General features: G+C 72.9%; 17 protein-coding genes. 2 read left to right on the forward strand and 15 right to left on the reverse strand.

Annotation, left to right across the window (positions count from 1 at the left end; genetic code table 11):
- Positions 1–6: 6 nt before the first annotated feature.
- Complete coding sequence (locus tag ABD981_RS37700) at positions 7–1416, reverse strand: ricin-type beta-trefoil lectin domain protein (RefSeq protein WP_046905397.1); 1410 nt, start codon at positions 1414–1416, stop codon at positions 7–9.
- Positions 1417–1550: 134 nt separating this feature from the next.
- A complete protein-coding gene (locus ABD981_RS37705; protein ID WP_046905396.1) occupies positions 1551–2546 on the reverse strand; it encodes a winged helix-turn-helix domain-containing protein in 996 nt (331 codons plus the stop codon).
- A gap of 129 nt (positions 2547–2675) precedes the next feature.
- Between ABD981_RS37705 and ABD981_RS37710 the strand changes: the two genes are divergently transcribed.
- Both ABD981_RS37710 and ABD981_RS37715 read left to right on the forward strand, forming a co-directional pair.
- The gene (locus tag ABD981_RS37710) at positions 2676–3611 is read left to right on the forward strand and encodes an RAD23 family protein (RefSeq protein WP_046905395.1); all 936 of its coding nucleotides are present in this window, start codon (positions 2676–2678) and stop codon (positions 3609–3611) included.
- A 65-nt stretch (positions 3612–3676) separates the two neighbouring features.
- Positions 3677–4135 (forward strand): peptidase inhibitor family I36 protein, encoded by a 459-nt coding sequence (locus tag ABD981_RS37715; protein ID WP_123954077.1) that lies wholly within the window; start codon positions 3677–3679, stop codon positions 4133–4135.
- 72 nt (positions 4136–4207) lie between these two features.
- Here the strand turns inward: ABD981_RS37715 and gatB are convergent, their stop codons facing one another.
- The 13 genes from gatB to ABD981_RS37780 form a co-directional block, all read right to left on the reverse strand.
- Positions 4208–5719 (reverse strand): Asp-tRNA(Asn)/Glu-tRNA(Gln) amidotransferase subunit GatB, encoded by a 1512-nt coding sequence (gatB, locus tag ABD981_RS37720; RefSeq protein ID WP_046905393.1) that lies wholly within the window; start codon positions 5717–5719, stop codon positions 4208–4210.
- Between the two features lie 15 nt (positions 5720–5734).
- Positions 5735–5980 (reverse strand): membrane protein, encoded by a 246-nt coding sequence (locus tag ABD981_RS37725; protein WP_046905392.1) that lies wholly within the window; start codon positions 5978–5980, stop codon positions 5735–5737.
- Complete coding sequence (gatA, locus tag ABD981_RS37730; RefSeq protein WP_046905391.1) at positions 5977–7479, reverse strand: Asp-tRNA(Asn)/Glu-tRNA(Gln) amidotransferase subunit GatA; 1503 nt, start codon at positions 7477–7479, stop codon at positions 5977–5979. The genes ABD981_RS37725 and gatA overlap by 4 nt, the downstream gene beginning before the upstream one ends.
- A 6-nt stretch (positions 7480–7485) precedes the next feature.
- Positions 7486–7782, reverse strand: coding sequence for an Asp-tRNA(Asn)/Glu-tRNA(Gln) amidotransferase subunit GatC (gene gatC, locus ABD981_RS37735; protein WP_046905390.1), 297 nt, complete (start codon positions 7780–7782; stop codon positions 7486–7488).
- 162 nt (positions 7783–7944) lie between these two features.
- Positions 7945–10164 (reverse strand): putative bifunctional diguanylate cyclase/phosphodiesterase, encoded by a 2220-nt coding sequence (locus tag ABD981_RS37740; RefSeq protein ID WP_046905389.1) that lies wholly within the window; start codon positions 10162–10164, stop codon positions 7945–7947.
- A gap of 273 nt (positions 10165–10437) precedes the next feature.
- Positions 10438–12615 (reverse strand): NAD-dependent DNA ligase LigA, encoded by a 2178-nt coding sequence (gene ligA, locus ABD981_RS37745; protein WP_046905388.1) that lies wholly within the window; start codon positions 12613–12615, stop codon positions 10438–10440.
- A 41-nt stretch (positions 12616–12656) separates the two neighbouring features.
- Entirely contained in the window at positions 12657–13679 is a 1023-nt protein-coding gene (locus ABD981_RS37750) for a methionine synthase (RefSeq protein WP_123954076.1), read from the reverse strand.
- Complete coding sequence (locus ABD981_RS37755) at positions 13676–14803, reverse strand: AAA family ATPase (RefSeq protein ID WP_123954075.1); 1128 nt, start codon at positions 14801–14803, stop codon at positions 13676–13678. Before ABD981_RS37755 ends, ABD981_RS37750 begins: the two co-directional genes overlap by 4 nt.
- Positions 14804–14807: 4 nt before the next feature.
- Complete coding sequence (locus ABD981_RS37760) at positions 14808–15506, reverse strand: SDR family oxidoreductase (protein WP_046905387.1); 699 nt, start codon at positions 15504–15506, stop codon at positions 14808–14810.
- A gap of 17 nt (positions 15507–15523) precedes the next feature.
- On the reverse strand, positions 15524–15982 hold the full coding sequence (locus ABD981_RS37765; RefSeq protein ID WP_123954074.1) for a hypothetical protein: 459 nt from the start codon (positions 15980–15982) through the stop codon (positions 15524–15526).
- A gap of 101 nt (positions 15983–16083) precedes the next feature.
- Complete coding sequence (locus ABD981_RS37770; RefSeq protein ID WP_046905385.1) at positions 16084–17892, reverse strand: alpha/beta hydrolase; 1809 nt, start codon at positions 17890–17892, stop codon at positions 16084–16086.
- Positions 17889–18311, reverse strand: a complete 423-nt coding sequence (locus ABD981_RS37775; protein WP_123954073.1) for a hypothetical protein — start codon at positions 18309–18311, stop codon at positions 17889–17891. Before ABD981_RS37775 ends, ABD981_RS37770 begins: the two co-directional genes overlap by 4 nt.
- A 183-nt stretch (positions 18312–18494) precedes the next feature.
- Positions 18495–19028, reverse strand: coding sequence for an LOG family protein (locus ABD981_RS37780; protein ID WP_046905383.1), 534 nt, complete (start codon positions 19026–19028; stop codon positions 18495–18497).
- Between the last annotated feature and the right edge of the window lie 72 nt (positions 19029–19100).

A 19100-nucleotide genomic window follows, 5' to 3' on the forward strand; every position in this document is an offset into this window, starting at 1 on the left:
GAGGCGTCAGGAGCGCTGCCACCGCTGGTTCGGCGCGCCGTTGCCGTACCACAGGGCGACCGAGCTGCCCGGGGCGGTGGCCGCACCCGAGACGTCCAGGTTGAAGCCGTTCTGCTGGTTGGTCACCGTGCCGTCGGCGTTGAGGTTCCACTTCTGGTTGTCGCCGCCGTTGCAGTACCAGATGATCAGTCCGCGCCCGCCGTGGTCGGCGTCCAGGCACATGTTCCCGTAGACGCGCAGCTCCTTCTCCGGCGTGTAGGCCCACTGCTGGTTGGCCGAGCCCGCGGTGCACCACCAGATGATCAGCGAGCTGCCGGCCTCCTTCGAGGCGCCGGGCACGTCCAGGCAGTGGCCGGAGCCGACGCCGCGCAGCACGCCGTTCTGGACGGACGGCCGGCCGGTGCCGAACCAGGCCCAGGCGAGCCGGTCGGCGGCGGACTGGTTGACGGTGCGCAGGGTGAGGTTCGTTCCGGTGCCCTGGAGCTCGGTCAGGCTGTACCAGTCGCCGTTGCGCAGACCGGGCCAGTAGACCGAGCCCATGCCGAGCTCGCGCAGGGTGTCCGTGTCGCCCTGGAGGTAGGCGATCTCGTGGGAGCCGTTGGTCGGGCCGTTGTAGTCGAGGCCGCCGGCCAGGTTCGCGCCGAACTCGGTGAGGACCGTGCGGGAGGCGCAGCCGCCGACCTTGGTGCGCAGGTCGGCCGACCACTGGGCCCGGTCCTTCCAGTCACCGTGCCAGAAGCCGTAGTGGTGCAGGGAGAGGTGGGTGCCGGCCAGGCGGGAGTCGGCGCACACCGGGCGCACGTCCTCGCTGTAGCCGGTGCCGCCGACGAAGACGCGCTCGCGGGCGATGTTCTGGCCGTGGTCGGTCAGCCAGCGGGCGGCCACGTCGGTCCACTGCGCGGCGGTGTAGCCGAACGGCTCGTTCATCGGCTCGAAGTACACCTGCCGGTTGTCGCCGTACTTGGCGAGGATCGTCGACCACATGGCGTCGTAGGACGCCTGGTTGTCGATCCGCCCGTCCTTGGTCTCCGGGGCCTCCCAGTAGCCCAGCAGGACCTTGGCGCCCTTGTGCACGGCGGCGTCGATGGCGCCCGTGTACGACTGCCAGTACGCGCCGTTGACGGTGGCCGGGTTGACCGGCAGCCGGACGGTGTTCACGCCGAACTTGCTCTGGAACTGGCCGATGATCGCCGAGGACTTGGCGTAGGTCGTCGGGAAGTCGTCGGTCTTCGACAGGCCCGACAGGACCAGCTCGTCGCTCGCGTAGTTGTCCCTCGGGTCGGCCCAGTTGACGCCCTGGAACCGGCCGCTGTCCGTGGCCGCGGCGGCCTCCGCGGCGAGCGGTCCGGCCTGGAGGCCTATCAGGGACAGACAGCCCGCGGCCATGAAGGCCAGGGCTCTGCGAGAGGTGGACATGCGTTCCCCCGTCGGGTCGTGGTGAAGATCGTCTGCCGATCGGTCGCGATCGTATCCGCAGGCAGTCCGCACGGGACAGCTCGACCGGCGGCGCCCGGCGACGGTCCGTCGCGGGCCCGTGGGGCCTTTCCGGCCTAGGCCGGGTCGCGCGGGTTCCCGCCCTCCAGGAGGGCGAGGCCGAGTTCGGTGACCGTGTGGAGCGTCGCGTTGCGGTGCCGCTGGCTGGAGACGAGTGCCGCCTCGCGCAGGGCCGTGATGTGCCGGCTGGCGTTGGGAGCGGTGGTGCCGGCGAGGCGGGCGAGTTCGCCCGTGTTGGCCACGCCGTCGGCGAGCGCGGACAGCAGGCTGGCCCGGGTGGGGCCGATCAGGGCCGCGAGCGCCTGCCCGTCCGCCGGGCCCGCGTCCGGGGTCGCCCAGCGGACGTCGTGCTCGATCGGGTGGACGAGGACCGGGGGGAGCGCCGGATCGCCGGGGGCGAGCGGCCCGCAGCGGCGGAAGAAGGCCGGCTGGAGCCGCAGACCGCGTCCGCCGAGGTGGAGGTCGCCGTCGGCCGCGCCCTCCACCCGGAGCACCGGATACTCCCAGCGCACCGACGGGTGGAGCGTGCTGAGGACCGCGTCCCAGCCCCCCTCGGCCAGCACCGCCGAGCGGCGCGCCCGGTCCCGGCCCACCTGCGCGCGCATGCGCTCCCAGAAGGGACCGAGCACGGCGTCGATGTACGCCTGCGCCGCGTCCGCGACCGGGCCCAGCCCCGCGGGCTCCCCCTCCGCGAGCTCCCGGACCCATGCCGGCAGCCGCCGGGCGACGTCCTGCCGGGCGAACTGCCGCAGGTCCCGCAGCAGTCGCTGCCTGGGCGTGGACCGCAGGGCCTCCACCTGGGCGGCGAGGCCCCCGCCGACCGCGGGCGTCAGGAAGTCGGGGGCGTACCCGGTGGCCGGCACGAGCGTCGTCAGCAGCCGGGTGGCCGGGGGCACCCGGGCCAGCGACTCCCGCAGCCAGGGGCCGAACACCACGCCCGCGTCCCGCCTCTGCAGCCGGTGGAGGCTGAGCTGCATCTCCCACATCGGGTCCGGCTCGGCCGCGATCCGCATCCGGGCGAGATCCTCGCCGGTGAAGTGAATGCGTAACACCTCAGCCCCTCCCACCTGGGACATTGCGCTCCAGCGCACACATGTACACGGCACTCCCCCCGTCCGCGCAGACTCTGCCCCGTCCGGTGCTGATCAGCACGACTCTCCAACAGGACGGTGGACCGAAAAATGCCCGAGGCCCTGACGAAGCTGATCCGCGCGGTGGCCGCCGGGATGGTCGTCGCCGCGGCCGCCGGGTGCGCGGGCACGGGCACCGGGGCGGGGGCCGCCGATCCCGGCGCGCACCGGGGCGCGGACCCCGCCGGGCTGACCGCGCTGCACCGGCTGCCGCCCGTCACCGGCCTGCTCTACACCCCGCAGCCGCGCGCCGCCGTGGCCCAGCAGAGGATCGCCGTCGCCTGCATGGCCGGGCGGGGGTTCCGGTACGCCCCGGTCCCGCCGCCCCGGGCTCCGGACGGCTCCGCGGAGGATCCGGGCGCCGACGAGCGCCCGCGGCCCTTCGGTCTGGAGTCCGCGGCACCGCCCCGCACGGCCTCCCCCACGCCGTCCCCCGAGGCTCCGCCCGCGCCCGGCAGCCCGGAGAGCACCGACGCGTACGCGCGGGCGCTCTTCGGCGACGAGGCCCGGCGGGTCACCGCCAGGGGCCTGCGGCTGAGCGTCTCCCGGCCGGGCGAGGGCTGCCTGGCCGAGGCGGAGGAGCGGCTGCTCGGCGAGGGCCGGATGCGCTGGCTCCAGGTACGGATCAGGCTGTTCGAGGCGCAGGAGGACGCCCGCCGGAAGGTGGAGGAGGACTCCGCGTTCCGCGCGGCGACCGCCCGCTGGCGGGCGTGCATGGACCGGGCCCGGGTCAAGGCCCAGGATCCCGTACAGGTCCAGCGTTCGCTGCGCTCGGAGGAGGAGCGGCGGAGCGGTCCGGTCGCCGCGGCGGATCTGCGCTGCAAGGCGGAGACGGGGTACCTGACCACGGCGTACCGGCGGCTCGCCGCCGTGCAGCAGCGCTGGCTGGACGAGCACCCCGACATCGGCCGGGACTGGAGGAAGCTGTCGGCCCGCCAGGACGAGGCGGCCGGCGAGGTCCTGGCCACCACGGTCTTCCGCCCCTGAACCGGGAGCGGATGTTTCCCGAACACACCGACACACCGACACACCGACACGAATGAGAGATTGGCATGTCCATGCTTGAAATGAAGTCCGGGCTCCGCGCCAAGTTCGCGGCCGTCGCCGGCGCGACCGCGCTCCTGGTGGGCGGCGGCATCGCGACGGCCTCGACCGCCGCGGCCGGCCCCAACTGTCCCTCGGGCTACCACTGCCTGTTCGAGGGCAGCATCGGGACCGCCTCGCACAACTACTTCAACAGCGACCCCAACTTCACGGACGACGCGTTCTCCCCCAGCGGGCACCTGGTGAACGACAACTCGTGGTCCGCCAGCAACTCCAGCAACAGCGGCTACGAGAGCCACTACTACTACGACGTGAACTACCAGAACCGCGTCTTCTGCGTGAACCCGGGCAGCTACGTGACCCACGACCGCCTGTCGGACGACTTCGTCGACGGCAACGGCCAGGGCCAGCGCGACGAGGCCAGCTCCCTCCAGGTCCTGCCGACCACCTCGGTGCCCTGCTTCTGATGACCACCCCCGCATGACGACGGCCCCGCACCGGAACTCCGGTGCGGGGCCGCTCGCGTGCGATGCCGGGGATCAGCCCTCGCTGACGCCCAGCTTCTCCAGGATCAGGTCCTTCACGCGCGCCGCGTCGGCCTGACCGCGGGTGGCCTTCATGACCGCGCCGACCAGGGCGCCGACCGCGGCGACCTTGCCGCCGCGGATCTTGTCCGCGATGGCCGCGTTGCCCGCGATGGCCTCGTCGACCGCCGCGCCGAGCGCGCCGTCGTCCGAGACGACCTTCAGGCCGCGCTTCTCGACGACCTCGTCCGGGGTGCCCTCGCCCGCGAGGACGCCCTCGATGACCTGGCGGGCCAGCTTGTCGTTCAGGTCGCCGGAGGCGACCAGAGCCGACACGCGGGCGACGTCCGCCGGGGTGATCGGGAGCTCGTCGAGCGCGACGCCCTGCTCGTTGGCGTTACGGGCGAGCTCGCCCATCCACCACTTGCGGGCCGACGCCGCGTCGGCGCCCGCCTCGGTCGTGGCGACGATCGGGTCGACCGCGCCCGCGTTGAGGATGGCCTGCATGTCCAGCTCGGACACGCCCCACTCCTCGCGCAGCCGGTTGCGGCGCACCCGGGGGAGCTCCGGCAGGGCCGCCCGCAGCTCCTCGACCCACGCGCGGGCCGGGGCGACCGGGACCAGGTCCGGCTCCGGGAAGTAGCGGTAGTCCTCGGCGTTGTCCTTGATCCGGCCGGAGGTGGTGCTGCCGTCGTCCTCGTGGAAGTGACGGGTCTCCTGCAGGATCGAGCCGCCGGAGGTCAGGACCGCCGCGTGGCGCTGGATCTCGAAGCGCGCCGCACGCTCCACGGAGCGCAGCGAGTTGACGTTCTTCGTCTCCGAACGCGTGCCGAAGGTGCTCGAACCCTTCGGCATCAGGGACAGGTTGACGTCGCAGCGCATCTGGCCCTTGTCCATGCGCGCCTCGGAGACGCCCAGGGCCTTGATCAGCTCGCGCAGCTCCGCCACGTACGCCTTGGCGACCTCGGGAGCGCGCTCGCCCGCACCGACGATCGGCTTGGTGACGATCTCGATGAGCGGGATGCCGGCCCGGTTGTAGTCGAGCAGCGAGTGCGAGGCGCCGTGGATGCGGCCGGTCGCGCCACCGATGTGGGTGGACTTGCCGGTGTCCTCCTCCATGTGGGCGCGCTCGATCTCCACGCGGAAGATCTCGCCGTCCTCCAGCTGGACGTCCAGATAGCCGTTGAAGGCGATCGGCTCGTCGTACTGCGAGGTCTGGAAGTTCTTCGGCATGTCCGGATAGAAGTAGTTCTTCCGGGCGAAGCGGCACCACTCGGCGATCTCGCAGTTCAGCGCGAGACCGATCTTGACGGCGGACTCGACGCCGATCGCGTTGACGACCGGGAGCGCGCCCGGCAGGCCGAGGCAGGTCGGGCAGGTCTGCGTGTTCGCGTCCTGGCCGAGCTCGGTCGAGCAGCCGCAGAACATCTTGGTCTTGGTGCCCAGCTCGACATGGACCTCGAGGCCCATGACGGGGTCGTACGCGGCGAGCGCCGCTTCGTACGACAGCAGTTCAGTGACAGTCACGGTGGAACTTCCCTCTCAGCCCAGCAGGACGTCGTCGTCGCCGAGGCGCTTCAGCTCGCGGTACAGGATCGCGAGGCCGGTGACGATGGCGGCGGCGGAGACGACGGCGTCGACCAGCTTCAGCGTGTCGTGCTCGGCGCGCGCCTTCTTGACCTGCTTCGCCACGCTGAGCGCGCCGAAGGCGGTGGTGCCCATCGACACGTACGTGCCGGTCTTGGACTTCTTGAAGCCCTTGGCCTTCTGCAGTGCACTGGTACTCACAGCGACGGAGCCTCCTCGAGCAGCGGGTGACCCCACTTTTCCACGAAGGCGGCCTCGACGGCGGCACCGACCTTGTACAGCCGGTCGTCCTTCAGTGCGGGGGCGATGATCTGCAGACCGACCGGCAGGCCGTCCTCCGGCGCGAGGCCGCAGGGCAGCGACATGGCGGCGTTGCCCGCCAGGTTGGTCGGGATGGTGCACAGGTCCGCGAGGTACATCGCCATCGGGTCGTCGGCGCGCTCGCCGATCGCGAAGGCGGTGGTCGGGGTCGTCGGGGAGACGATCACGTCGACCTGCTCGAAGGCGGCCTCGAACTCGCGGGTGATGAGCGTGCGGACCTTCTGGGCCGAGCCGAACCAGGCGTCGTAGTAGCCCGAGCTCAGCGCGTACGTACCGAGGATGATGCGGCGCTTGACCTCGGGGCCGAAGCCGGCCTCGCGGGTGAGCGCGGTGACGTCCTCGGCGGACCGGGAACCGTCGTCGCCGGCCCGCAGGCCGTAGCGCAGACCGTCGAAGCGGGCCAGGTTGGAGGAGCACTCCGACGGGGCGATCAGGTAGTACGCGGAGAGCGCGAGGTCGAAGGTGGGGCAGTCCAGCTCCACGATCTCGGCGCCCAGCGACTTCAGCAGCTCGACGGACTCGTCGAAGCGCTGCACGACGCCGGCCTGGTAGCCCTCGCCGCGGAACTGCTTGACGACGCCGACGCGCATCCCGGCGACCGAGCCGTTGCGGGCCGCCTCGACGACCGGCGGGACCGGCGCGTCGATGGAGGTCGAGTCGAGCGGGTCGTGGCCGGCGATGGCCTCGTGCAGCAGGGCCGCGTCGAGGACCGTACGGGCACAGGGGCCGCCCTGGTCGAGCGAGGACGAGAAGGCCACCATGCCGTAGCGGGAGACCGCGCCGTAGGTCGGCTTGACGCCGACCGTGCCGGTGACGGCGGCGGGCTGGCGGATGGAACCGCCGGTGTCCGTGCCGATGGCGAGCGGGGCCTGGTACGCGGCGAGGGCGGCCGAGGAGCCACCGCCGGAGCCGCCGGGGATCCGGGTGAGGTCCCAGGGGTTGCCGGTCGGGCCGTACGCGCTGTTCTCCGTGGAGGAGCCCATGGCGAACTCGTCCATGTTGGTCTTGCCCAGGATGACCACGTCGGCGGCCTTGAGCCGCTTCACGAGGGTCGCGTCGTAGGGCGGGATCCAGCCCTCGAGCATCTTGGAGCCGACCGTGGTCGGGATGCCCTGGGTGGTGAAGATGTCCTTCAGCGCGAGCGGGACGCCGGCGAGCGGACCCAGCTCCTCGCCGCGGGCACGCTTCTCGTCCACGGCGCGGGCCTGCGCGAGCGCGCCCTCGCGGTCGACGTGCAGGAAGGCGTGGACCTTCTCGTCCACGGCCTCGATCCGGGCCAGGTGGGCCTCGGTGACCTGGACGGCGGTGAGCTCGCCGGAGGCGATCTTCGCCGCGATCTCGGCGGCGGTGAGCTTGATGATGGTGCTGTTGTCCGTCATGACTTCTTAGTCCTCCCCCAGGATCTGCGGCACCTTGAAACGCTGCTGCTCCTGGGCCGGGGCGCCGGAGAGCGCCTGCTCGGGGGTGAGCGACGGACGGACCTCGTCCGCGCGCATGACGTTGGTCAGCGGCAGCGGGTGGGAGGTCGGCGGTACGTCTTGGTCGGCGACCTCGGAGACGCGGGCGACCGCGCCGATGATGTCGTCGAGCTGGCCGGCGAAGTGATCGAGTTCTTCGTCGGCGAGTTCCAGACGCGCCAGCCGGGCGAGGTGGGCGACCTCCTCGCGCGTGATGCCAGGCATGCGGATCCTCAGGGGTGCTTGATGGTGTTGGCCCAATCCTAGGGGGCCCGCACCGCTGCCCGTGAAACGGTTTGCCCGCGCCGGGCCCACGGGCCTCCGTCCGCGGGCCCGTGGCGGCTCCCCGACGGCCCCCGGCCGGTGCTCCCCGGCCGGGTCCGGGCGTCACTGCACGACGTGCCCCGACGGGCGGTCGAAGTCCACCGCGGCGGTGTTCACCGCGTTCACGGAGTTCACCGCCGTCGCCGTGTTCACGGGGTTCACGGGGTTCATGGGGTTCATGGGGGTCATCGCGTTCGCGGCGGCGGCGCTCGCCGCGATCTCCGAGGGGCGGCGCCAGCCGTGCTCGCCGCGGGCGCGCAGCCAGGCAGTGGTCTCGCCGGGCGGCATGGCGGCCGCGACCAGCCAGCCCTGGACCGCGTCGCAGCCCAGGTCGCGCAGCCGCTCCCAGGTCTCGTCGTCCTCGACGCCCTCGGCGACCACCAGCAGGCCGAGGGAGTGCGCCAGGTCCACCGTGCAGCGGACGATCTCGGCGTCCTCGTTGTCGACGGCGAGCCGGGCGACGAAGGAGCGGTCGATCTTCAGCTCGCTCACCGGGAGGCGGCGCAGGTGGACGAGGGAGGAGTAGCCGGTGCCGAAGTCGTCGAGCGACATCTTGACGCCGTGGCCGGTGAGCCCGGCCATGGTGTCGGCGGCCCGCTGCGGGTCCTCCAGGAGCACGTGCTCCGTTATCTCCAGCTGGAGCGCCCCGGCCGGTACGCCGTGCCGGGCGAGCCGGGCGGCCACGGCGCCCGCGAAGCCGGGGGTGTGGACGTCGCGCGGGGAGACGTTGACCGCGACCGGCACGTTGAGTCCCTGGGCGCGCCAGCGGGCCACCTGGGCGAGGGCGGTCTCCAGGACGTACTCGGTGAGGTGGGGCATCAGCCCGGAGGACTCGGCGATGGCGATGAACTCGTCCGGCGGGACCTTGCCGCGCTCGGGGTGGACCCAGCGGACCAGGGCCTCCAGTCCGGCGACCTGGCCGTCGAAGCGGACCTTGGGCTGGTAGTGCAGCTCGACCTCGCCGGCGTCCAGGGCGCGCCGCAGGTCGCCGAGGAGGCCCAGGCGGTCGGGGGTGTTGGAGTCGCGCTTCGACTCGTAGACCTCGACGCCCGTGCGGTCGCGCTTGGCCTGGTACATCGCCACGTCGGCCCGGCGCAGCAGCCCCTCGGCGTCCAGGGCGTGCTCGGGGAAGACGGCGACGCCGGCGCTGGCCTCCAGGACCAGGGTGAGTCCGTCGAGGTCGAGCGGGGAGGAGAGCTCGGCGACGAGGTGGCGGGCGACGCGCTGGGCGCTGGTGGTGGAGTCGGCGGTGGGCAGCAGGACGGCGAACTCGTCGCCGCCGAGCCGCGCGGCCTCGGCCCCGCGGGGCAGGGCGAGCCGGAGCCGTTCGGCGATCTGGAGGAGCAGCCGGTCGCCGGCGAGGTGCCCGAGGGTGTCGTTGACCGAGCGGAAGCGGTCGAGGTCGATGAGGACGAGCGCGGAGCGGACGCCCTCCCCCTCGGCCTCCTCCAGGGCCGTCCAGGTGCGTTCCAGGAGCCACTGGCGGTTGGGCAGGCCGGTGAGCGGGTCGCGCAGCTGCTCCTCGGCGCGGGCCCGGGCGATCCACAGGGTGGAGTCGAGGGCGATCAGCGGGACGACGAAGAGCGGCAGCAGCGGGGGGCGGGCGACGGCGACGACGCAGATGAGGGGGGCGATGCCGAGGAGGGCGACGGCGACGAGGCCCTGGCGGAGCAGGGCGGTGCGGGCCGCGGTGGGCAGGGCGCCGCCCTGGGGGGCGAGCGCGTACCACAGGAGCAGCCGGGTCACCACGAGATAGGCGAGGGCGGCGAGCACGACTTCCGGTACGTCGGCGATCCCCCAGTCGAGGGGCTGCCAGGGTTCCGCGACGGTCGGCACGTCGCCGAAGGTGGCGAGGACGAGGGCGGCGGCGCAGGCGCCGATCACGTCCACGGCGCCGTGCAGCAGGCCGTGCCGCCAGCGGTGCCGACGGGCGGCGGCGACGAGCACGACGACGGAGAGGGAGACCAGACAGGCCGGCACCCAGCCGTACAGCAGCAGGACGGCCAGGGTGAGGGCGGCGCCGGAGCCGGTGCCGCCCCACCAGCGGTCGCGGCCGAGTGCGACCAGGTGGCCGACGATCAGGCCGGTGAGGACGGCGAGGGACCAGCCGGCGGCGCCGCCGGGGAAGAGCCCCTGGCCGGTGCTGAGCGTCCGGTACAGCCCGGCCGCGAGCACGACGGCGGCGATGCCCACCAGCGCTCCGGGCAGCCCGGAGGTGATGCCCACGAACGCCGCACGGCCCTGGGGCCGTGCTACCGGGGCGGCACTCTCGGTCGGTTTCATTCCCGTCCCTCTCACAACCGGCGGTGCCGTCGCAACGCGGGGGCCGTCGTCATGCCACTGGGCCGTCGTGCCGCCGCTCGTCGTACCGCGTGTCCTGCTCCTGCACCCGGCAGGGCCCTCACACAGCCGTGCGCGGCGGACGCACGGTCACCACACTAGGCCGCGGAGGGCTCCGACGGGCAGCGCTCTCCATCTCTTGCCCGAATGCGACCCGGCCACCCGTAACGATCTGGTATGCGCCGAACGGGTGAGCTTCCGCGGCCCGTCGAGGGACTACTCGGCGACCGGGAGGGCCACCTCCCGAGCTGCGTCGGGACCCTGTTCGAGCAGGACGGCGAAGCCTTCCTCGTTCAGAACCGGAACCTTCAGCTGCATCGCCTTGTCGTACTTCGATCCCGGGTTGTCACCGACAACGACAAAGGCGGTCTTCTTCGAAACGGAACCTGTCACCTTCGCTCCACGGGCTTGCAGCGACTCTTTTGCGCCATCCCTGGTGAAGTCCTGCAGGGTGCCCGTCACGACCACCGTCAGACCGTCCAGCGGTCGCGGCCCGGTCTCCTCGCCGGCGCCCTCGTCCTCCAGGGCCACCCCGGCCGCGCGCCACTTGCGCACGATCTCCTGGTGCCACTCCTCGGCGAACCACTGCTTCACCGCGGTCGCGATGATCCCGCCGACCCCGTCGACCGCCGCCAGCTCCTCTTCCGTCGCCTGCTCGATCCGCTCCAGGGAACGGAACTCGCGGGCCAGCGCCTCCGCGGCGACCGGGCCGACGTGACGGATCGACAGACCGTTGATGAAGCGGGCCAGCGGGCGCGTCTTCGCCGCCGCGATGTTCTCCAGCATCGCCAGCGCGTTCTTCTTCGGCTCGCCCTTCTGGTTGGCGAAGACCGTGACGATCTTCTCCTCGCCGGTCTTCGGGTCCCGCTTGGGCAGCCCGCTGTCCGGATCCAGCACGTACGCCTTGATCGGCAGCAGCCGCTCGATCGTCAGGTCGAAGAGGTCGCCCTCGTCGAGCAGCGGCGGCTCGGCCGGCTCCAGCGGGCGGGTGAGCGCCGCCGCCGCCACCGCGCCGAAGTTCTCGATGTCCAGGCACTGGCGGCCGGCCAGGAAGAACAGCCGCTCGCGCAGCTGGGCGGGACAGGTCCGCGCGTTGGGACAGCGCAGATCGATGTCCCCCTCCTTCATCGGCTTCAGCGGCGTCCCGCACTCCGGGCACTCGGCCGGCATCACGAACTCCCGCTCGCTGCCGTCCCGCAGGTCCGCCACCGGTCCCAGGATCTCCGGGATGACGTCACCGGCCTTGCGCAGCACGACCGTGTCGCCGATCAGCACGCCCTTGGCCTTCACCACCTCCTGGTTGTGCAGGGTGGCGAACTCGACCTCCGAACCGGCCACCGTCACCGGCTCCACCTGCGCGTACGGCGTGACGCGCCCGGTGCGGCCGACGCCGACCTTGATGTCGACCAGCTTGGTGTTGACCTCCTCCGGCGCGTACTTCCACGCGATCGCCCAGCGCGGGGCGCGCGCCGTCGAGCCGAGCCGGCCCTGGAGCGGGATCTCGTCCAGCTTGACGACGACGCCGTCGATCTCGTGCTCCACCGAGTGCCGGTTCTCGCCGAAGTACGCGATGAACTCCCGCACGCCGTCGAGGGAGTCGACCACCCGGTTGTGCCGGGCGGTGGGCAGGCCCCACTCGCGCAGCAGCTCGTAGGCGTGCGACAGGTTGTCGATGTCGAAGCCCTCGCGGGCGCCGATGCCGTGCACCACCATGTGCAGCGGGCGGGTCGCCGTCACCTTCGGGTCCTTCTGGCGCAGCGAACCCGCCGCCGCGTTCCGCGGGTTGGCGAAGGGCTTGTCGCCCGCCTCGACCAGCCGCGCGTTCAGCCCCTCGAAGGCGTCCATCGGGAAGTACACCTCGCCGCGGATCTCCACCAGCTCCGGGACGCGGTCGCCGCGCAGCCGGTCCGGGACGTCCGCGATGGTCCGCACGTTCGGCGTGATGTCCTCGCCCGTGCGCCCGTCGCCGCGGGTCGCCGCGCGGGTCAGCCGCCCGTGCTCGTACGTCAGGTTCACGGCCAGGCCGTCGACCTTCAGCTCGCACAGGTAGTGGAAGTCGGAGGTGCCGACGTCCCGCGAGACGCGCTCGGCCCAGGCGGCCAGCTCCTCGTCGTCGAACGCGTTGTCCAGCGAGAGCATCCGCTCGCGGTGCTCCACGGAGGTGAACTCCGTCTCGTACGACCCGGCGACCTTCTGGGTCGGCGAGTCCGGCGTCCGCAGCTCCGGATACCGCTCCTCCAGGGCCTCCAGGGCCCGCAGGAGCCGGTCGAACTCCGCGTCGCTGACGACCGGCTGGTCCTTCACGTAGTACCGGAAGCGGTGCTCCTCGACCTGCTCCGCCAGCTCGGCGTGCTGCTCCCGCGCCTCGGCGGGGGCCCCCTGTTCGACTGCCACCGTTCCTCGTCCTCCCGATGCCTGAAACCCGGTCACCCCGGTCACTCTGGGTTGTCCGCGAGCGATCTCGCCGCCCGGGCGCAGTGGGCGAGCGCCTTGCGGGCGTACTCCGGGGAGGCGCCCGCCAGACCACAGGCGGGGGTGACCACCACGGACTTCGCGAGAGTCCCCGGATTCAGCCCCAGCCTGCGCCACAGCGTCCTGACACCCATGACGCTACCGCCCGGGTCCGACAATGCCCCCGAGGCCGGGTCCGTCGACGGCACCACACCGGCGAAGAGCACGGTCCCGCCCTCCACCGCCTCGCCGATCGGCTCCTCGTCACGCTCGGTGAGCAGCCCGAAGTCGAACGAGACACCGGCCGCCCCGGCCCGCCGGAGCAGCCCGAACGGCACGCCGGGCGCGCAGGAGTGCACCACCACCGGCCCGTCGTGCGCCGCCATCACGTCGCGCAGCGTCCCCTCCACCACCTGCCGGTCGACGGCCCGGTGGGTGCGGTAGCCGCTGGCGGTGCGGACCTGCCCGAGCAGGACCGAGGTCAACGAGGGCTCGTCGAGCTGGAGCACCGGCCGCGCGCCCGGGACGCGCCTGCGCAGCTCCGCGAGGTGCCCGCGCAGTCCCTCCGCGAGCGAGCCCGCCAGGTCCCGAACGGCCCCCGCGTCGCCGAGCATCGCCTCGCCGCCGCGCAGCTCCAGCGCCGCGGCGAGCGTCCACGGCCCCACGACCTGTACCTTGAGCGGCCCCTCGTACCCCTGGGTGAACTCCTCCAGGGCGTCCAGGTCCTCCCCCAGCCAGGACCTGGCCCGCCGGGTGTCCCGCCCCGGCCGGTCGCTGATCCGCCAGCCGCTGGGCTCCACGTGCGCGTACAGCTCGACGAGCAGCCCCGCCGTCCGCCCGATCATGTCGGCGCCGGGCCCGCGCGCGGGCAGCTCCGCCAGGAACGGGAAGTCCTCGAAGGAGCCGGTGACGGTCTTGGCGGCCTCACGGGCGTCGCCGCCGGGCATGGACCCGACGCCGGTGGCGGGGGCCCAGGGGAATGCGTTCTTGTCGCTCTTCTCGCTCACCCGGGAAGCGTACGTGTCAGCGCCGCGCGCGTGGCGGCGGTGACGGGGTGGCCGGGGCCGAGGACGCGGGTGCGGGCTTCGAGGACGGCGGTGAGTTCGGCGCGGGCGGCGGCGGGTTCGAGCAGGGTGGCGAGGTTGAAGCGGGCGGCGAGGGTGTCCGGATGGTCGGGGCCGAAGCGACGGCCCCGGGCCTCGACGACGGCCCAGATGCGGGCGAGGGTGCCGTCCCCGTCCAGGGAGACGTCCCCGGCTCCCAGGGCGGCGAGATAGGCGCCGTACGTGGCGGGTTCGCCGGGGGTGCGGAGGAACGCGGGGCGTTCGGCGACGGAGGTGAGGTAGCGCCCGGCGCCGTCCAGGGCGAGCGGGAGCCCGCCGAGCCGTACGGCGAGGAGTTCGGCGTCCGTGACGGGCCCGGCCCCCTCCCCCGCCCGGTCGGCGAGGACCCGGGCGCCCTCCGCCCCCGAGAGCGCGCCGAGCGGGTGCAGCTCGGGTCCGGTGCCCCAGGCGGCCGGGTCGCCGTCCCGGGTGGTGACGAGCACGAGGCCGCCGACGGCCGCCGGGGCGCGCACCCAGCCCGTACCGGCGGCGAGGGAGCCCGGCCCGTCGAGCAGGGCGAGTTCGTCCGCGTTGTCGACGACGAGGAGCCAGGGCCCGGGAAGGGCGGCCAGGCGTTCCCACAGCAGGTCGGCGGTCTGGCCGGCGGCCGGTTCGTCCTCGCGCAGGCCCACCCGGCGGGCGACCGCGCGCAGGCCGCCCGCGAGCCGGCCCGAGTCCTGGGCGGCGACCCACCACACGGGCGCGCCCCCGGCCGCGAAGGCGCTCGCGGTCTCCAGGGCGAGGCTGGTCTTGCCGACGCCCCCGAGGCCGTACAGCACGTGCGTCCCGGTGGCCGCGCGGAGCCGCGCGAGCAGGGCGCCCCGCCCGCGGAGCGGGGTGCCCCGGCGTCCCCAGGGCGGGGCGACGGTCACCTCGTCGGGCGGCGGCGGGGCCTGGTGCACGACGAGGTGTTCGATGTGCCCGGCCTGGACGACGGTGCCGTGCGTGCCGCCGGTGACCGAGTTGTGCGCCGCCGTCCCGCCCCCGGCGGCCGGGGCGCTCCCCGCCGTGCCGCCGCCCCCCGTCACCGGCTCAGCGCCCCGGCCGGACCGACAGGTCGTTGACCTCGGCGTCGCGCGGCAGGTCGATCGCCATGACGATGGTGGTGGCCACCGACTCGGGGTCGATCCAGTGCGCGGGGTCGTACGCCTTGCCCTCCTGCTGGTGCACCTTCGCCTGCATGGGGCTGGCCGTCCGGCCCGGGTAGACGGAGGTCACCCGCACCCCGTTGCCGTGCTCCTCGTGCCGCAGCGAGTCGGCGAGCGCCCTGAGGCCGTGCTTGGAGGCGGCGTACGCGCTCCACTCGGCGTGCGCGTGGAGTCCGGCGCCCGAGTTCACGAAGACCACGTGGCCCTTGGTGAGCCGGAGTTGGGGCAGGAAGTGCCGGGTCAGCTCGGCGGGGGCGATCAGGTTGACGTTCAGCTGGTGGTGCCAGGTCTTGGGGGTGAGGTCACCGACCGGGCCGAGGTCGACGACGCCCGCGATGTGCAGCAGGGTGTCGATCCGCTCGGGCAGGCTCTGGTGCGAGAAGGCCCAGGACAGCCGGTCCGGGTCCGCGAGGTCCCCGACGAGCGTCCGCGCGCCCGGGAACTCGGCCGCCAGCTCCTTCGCCCGCCCCGCGTCCCGCGCGTGCAGCACGAGTTCGTCCCCGCGCGCGTGCAGCCGCCGCGCGACGGCGGCACCGATGCCGGAGCCCGCTCCGGTGATCACATGAGTTGCCATGGGGCCCATGCTCTCAGCTCCCGGACTCAGGGCAGGGGCGTTGCTGCGGACCAGAAGTCGGAGCGGACGTTGGGGGTGGGGACGGCGCCGTAGGGATAGGCGGGGCCGTTCGGCCTGGCGGCCGGTTCGGCGACCGCGGACTTTCCGACGCACGGGGTGGTCGCGTCGAAGAACGCCTGCCCCGCGTGCCCGATGGTGAGGTCGAACTCGAAGCCGTCGGGTGTCCTGGCGAAGACGGACGGCATCTCCGCGTCCTTGTTCACGCCGGTGATCTCGTACCCGCTCTTCTTCCAGAAGCGCTCGATCACCCCGAGGAAGGCGCCGCGCCGCTGCTCTGAGATCACGGTCGTGACGGTGCGGCGCCGGGTCACCGTGCAGCTGCCGCTGGTCCAGGTGTCGTGGGCCCACTGGACCTCCGGGGCGACCGCGCCCAGGGTCGCGTCCAGCAGCGCGTCGACCCGCTCCGCCGCCTCCTGCATGTTCATGTCCGTCTTCGCCCCTTCGTTCCCGGTACCTCCGCACCCGGCGAGCAGGACGCCCGCCAGGATGGCGGGAGCGACCCGCCGAACCGCCCGTCCCGTTCGCGTCATCGGTGTTCCTCCGTCGTGATCTGCCCGGACCGGCCTGCGACGATCCTGGAGATGTTGTTCGCGGACTCCGCGTCCAGTTCCGGAGTGAAGTACTGGGAGTGGGCGTCGAATCCCCCGCCGTCCATGATCATCCTCGGCCCGTCGTCGACCTTGAAGCGGCGTGCCCCGAAGGCCTCGCTCGCCGGGTCCTTGCCGAAGTACACGTCGTCGTTGCCGATGTCGAAGAGGTCCCGCCCGACGACGGGGCCGAGCGGACCCCCGGTCAGCCAGCCCAACGCCGTCTCGCCCTTGGTCGGCAGGTGGGTGACCGGGTCGTTGTCCGCCGCGCCGACGAAGACGTGGTCCTTGCCCACACCGAGCTCGGTCGCCTTCTGCGCGTCCACGCCGGGGCTGCCGAGCAGGATGACGTCGTCCACGCCCGGGATCCCGCCGGACTGCTTGGCCGCGGTGCCGACCGTGAGCGAGCCGTAGGAGTGCCCGATCGCCGTCACGTGCGGGTCCGCGTTCTCGTTCGTCGCCGACAGGCCGGCCATGAACTGGTTGTACGCGGGGGCCCCGCGCTGTGCGTCGCCCTTGGACATGACGTCCACGTTCTGCGGAGCGTCGTAGCCGAGCCAGACGATCGAGGCGCTGGAGGGGTCGAAGCGCCGGGCACCCCTCGCCGTGTCCTGCGCCCGCTTCATCGTGTCCTCGGCGAAATCGGCGTCCAGCTTGGTGCCGAGACCCGGGACGTACGCCGAGACGTTCTTCGACGTGTCCGGGTTGCCGTACGAGACGATCGCGCGCCCGTTGCCCTCGTCGCCGATGCCCAGCAGGAACATCGGCGGGTCGCTCGGCCTGCCCAGCTTCTCCTGGATCACCTTGAGCGCGTCCAGCTTGGTCCCCGCGTCGTCCCCGCCCCGGCGGGACAGCTCGTCCATGAGGACCGGCAGGTACGTGCGGTTGGCCTCGTCGCGGACGGTGGCGGGGATGCCGTCGAGGTCGCCGATCAGGTCCGGCGCGACCTCCAGGTACTCCTGGCGCTGTTCGTCGGTGAGGCCGTCCCACCACTGCTTGCGTTCGGCGGGGCTCTTGTCCTCGGGGACGGCCGCGCCGAGGCGTGCGCCGGCGGTGGAGCGGACGTCGGCGGTGTCGCGGCGGACGTCCTTCAGCGTGGCCTCGGTGACGTCGAGGCCCTTCTCCGCCTTGAGGCCGCCGAGGGTCTTGGCGTACCGGGCGTCGATCTCCTGCGCGGACCGCACCGCCCGGGCGATGCGGTCGGCCACGTCCTGTGCCTTCGCCGCGTTCGGGTTGAGCGGCTGGAAGCCCTGGTAACCCGGGTAGAGCGGGGACCGTCCGCCGGTGCCGAGGCCGGGCGGCTCCAGCGGGAGGCGGGAGCTGCCCTGGACGCTGCTGCCCGGGGCCTGCTTCTTCGCCCCGGTCAGGTCCTGCACCTCGGCCGCGGGATAGCTCACGGAACCGTCGTCGTGGACGGTGAAGTTCAGGGCGGCGGCGTCGGCGAGGGCCTGCTTCAACCGGTTCTGCGGCTCGGCGAGGTCGGCCGCGAGTCCGTTGAGCGCCGTGCGGACGAGCCCGCACTCGGTGTGCAGGTACTGGAAGTTGCGGCTGAGGCGCTGGAGCCGGCCGAGCGCCGCCTCCGCCGACTCGCTCTCCTGGGTCTCGCGGAGCTTCGCGGACATCGCGCGGTCGACCCGTACGCGGTCGGCGTCGGAGCGGTTCGAGACGGCGTGCCAGGTGTCGCCCGCCTCCGTGAACTCGGAGCTCTTCAGGTCGCGCAGCATGCGCCAGGTGAGGGTCCCGGTCATCGCCGCTCACCCGCGCCGCCGCCGTCGACGCCCTTGAAGGACTTCTCGATCGCCGTCTCGGTCTCGCCCATCTCCTTCGCGACGGTCAGCAGCGGGCCCGTGAGCTGCTCGCATTCGTCCCGGACCGCCTGGAGGCGCTCCTCCCAGGAGGTCAGGACGCTCTTGAGCGCCGCGACCGAGGCGAGACCGGCCGCACCGGTCTCGACGCCCTCGTGGCCGGGGCCGAGCGCCGAGCGGCTGGTCTCCGTGCTGGTGCGCAGCTCGGCGGCGGTGCCGGAGGCGCTGGTCCAGGGGCCCCCGCTGTGCTTGAGGTCGCCGCTGCCGCCCGTGCCGGGTTCCGGGGCGGTGGAGGCGAGGCGCATGGCCGGGCCTTCGCCGGCCGCCCCGAACAGCTCCTGCCAACGTTCCGAATAGGACACGGCTCCCCCGAGTGTCTCTGCGTTCCGCTTCACGCCCCCGAGAGGCTAACGCAGTTCATGCCGCCGTATGCGATCGTGAAGCGGGATCGGGAGATCATGTGCTCCGCTCCATAACAGGGGCGCTCGACCCGGCACAAGAGCGTCCGTACGTGGATTGCGGGAGCAGCGGGTGAGTCCGTCCGCTCAGCCGACGGCCTCCTCCAGATACGCCAGCGCCGCCGCCCCGTCCTCCGCGAAGAAGACCAGGTCGGACAGCGGGAGCGGGAGGAAGCCCTCCTCCTCCATGCGGCGGAACTGGGCCTTCAGGCCGTCGTAGAAGCCCGCGGTGTTGAGCAGGACGACCGGCTTGGCGTGCTTGCCGTGCTTCTTCAGTTCCAGGATCTCGGTGGCCTCGTCGAGGGTGCCGGTGCCGCCGACCATGATGACGACCGCGTCGGACTTGGCGAGCAGCAGCGCCTTGCGCTCGGCGAGGTCCTTCGCGACGACCATCTCGTCCGCGACCGGGCGGGCCTTGGCCGAGAGGAAGTCGACGGAGACGCCGACCAGCCGTCCGCCCGCCTCCTCGGCGCCGTCCGCGACGACCTTCATCAGGCCCGTGTCCGAGCCGCCCCAGACCAGGGTGTGGCCGGCCTTGCCGAGGCGGGTGGCGAAGTCGCGGGCGGCGGACGTGTAGCGCTCGTCGAGGTCGGCGGCGGAGAGGAAGACGCAGATGTTCATGGGCACCACCGTACGGCCGGGGGCCGGCGTCCGGCTCCCGGCCCCCTGTCCGGCTCCCGGCCCCCTTCCCCG

The sequence above is a fragment of the Streptomyces showdoensis genome (assembly GCF_039535475.1).
In the GTDB taxonomy this organism is placed as follows: domain Bacteria; phylum Actinomycetota; class Actinomycetes; order Streptomycetales; family Streptomycetaceae; genus Streptomyces; species Streptomyces showdoensis.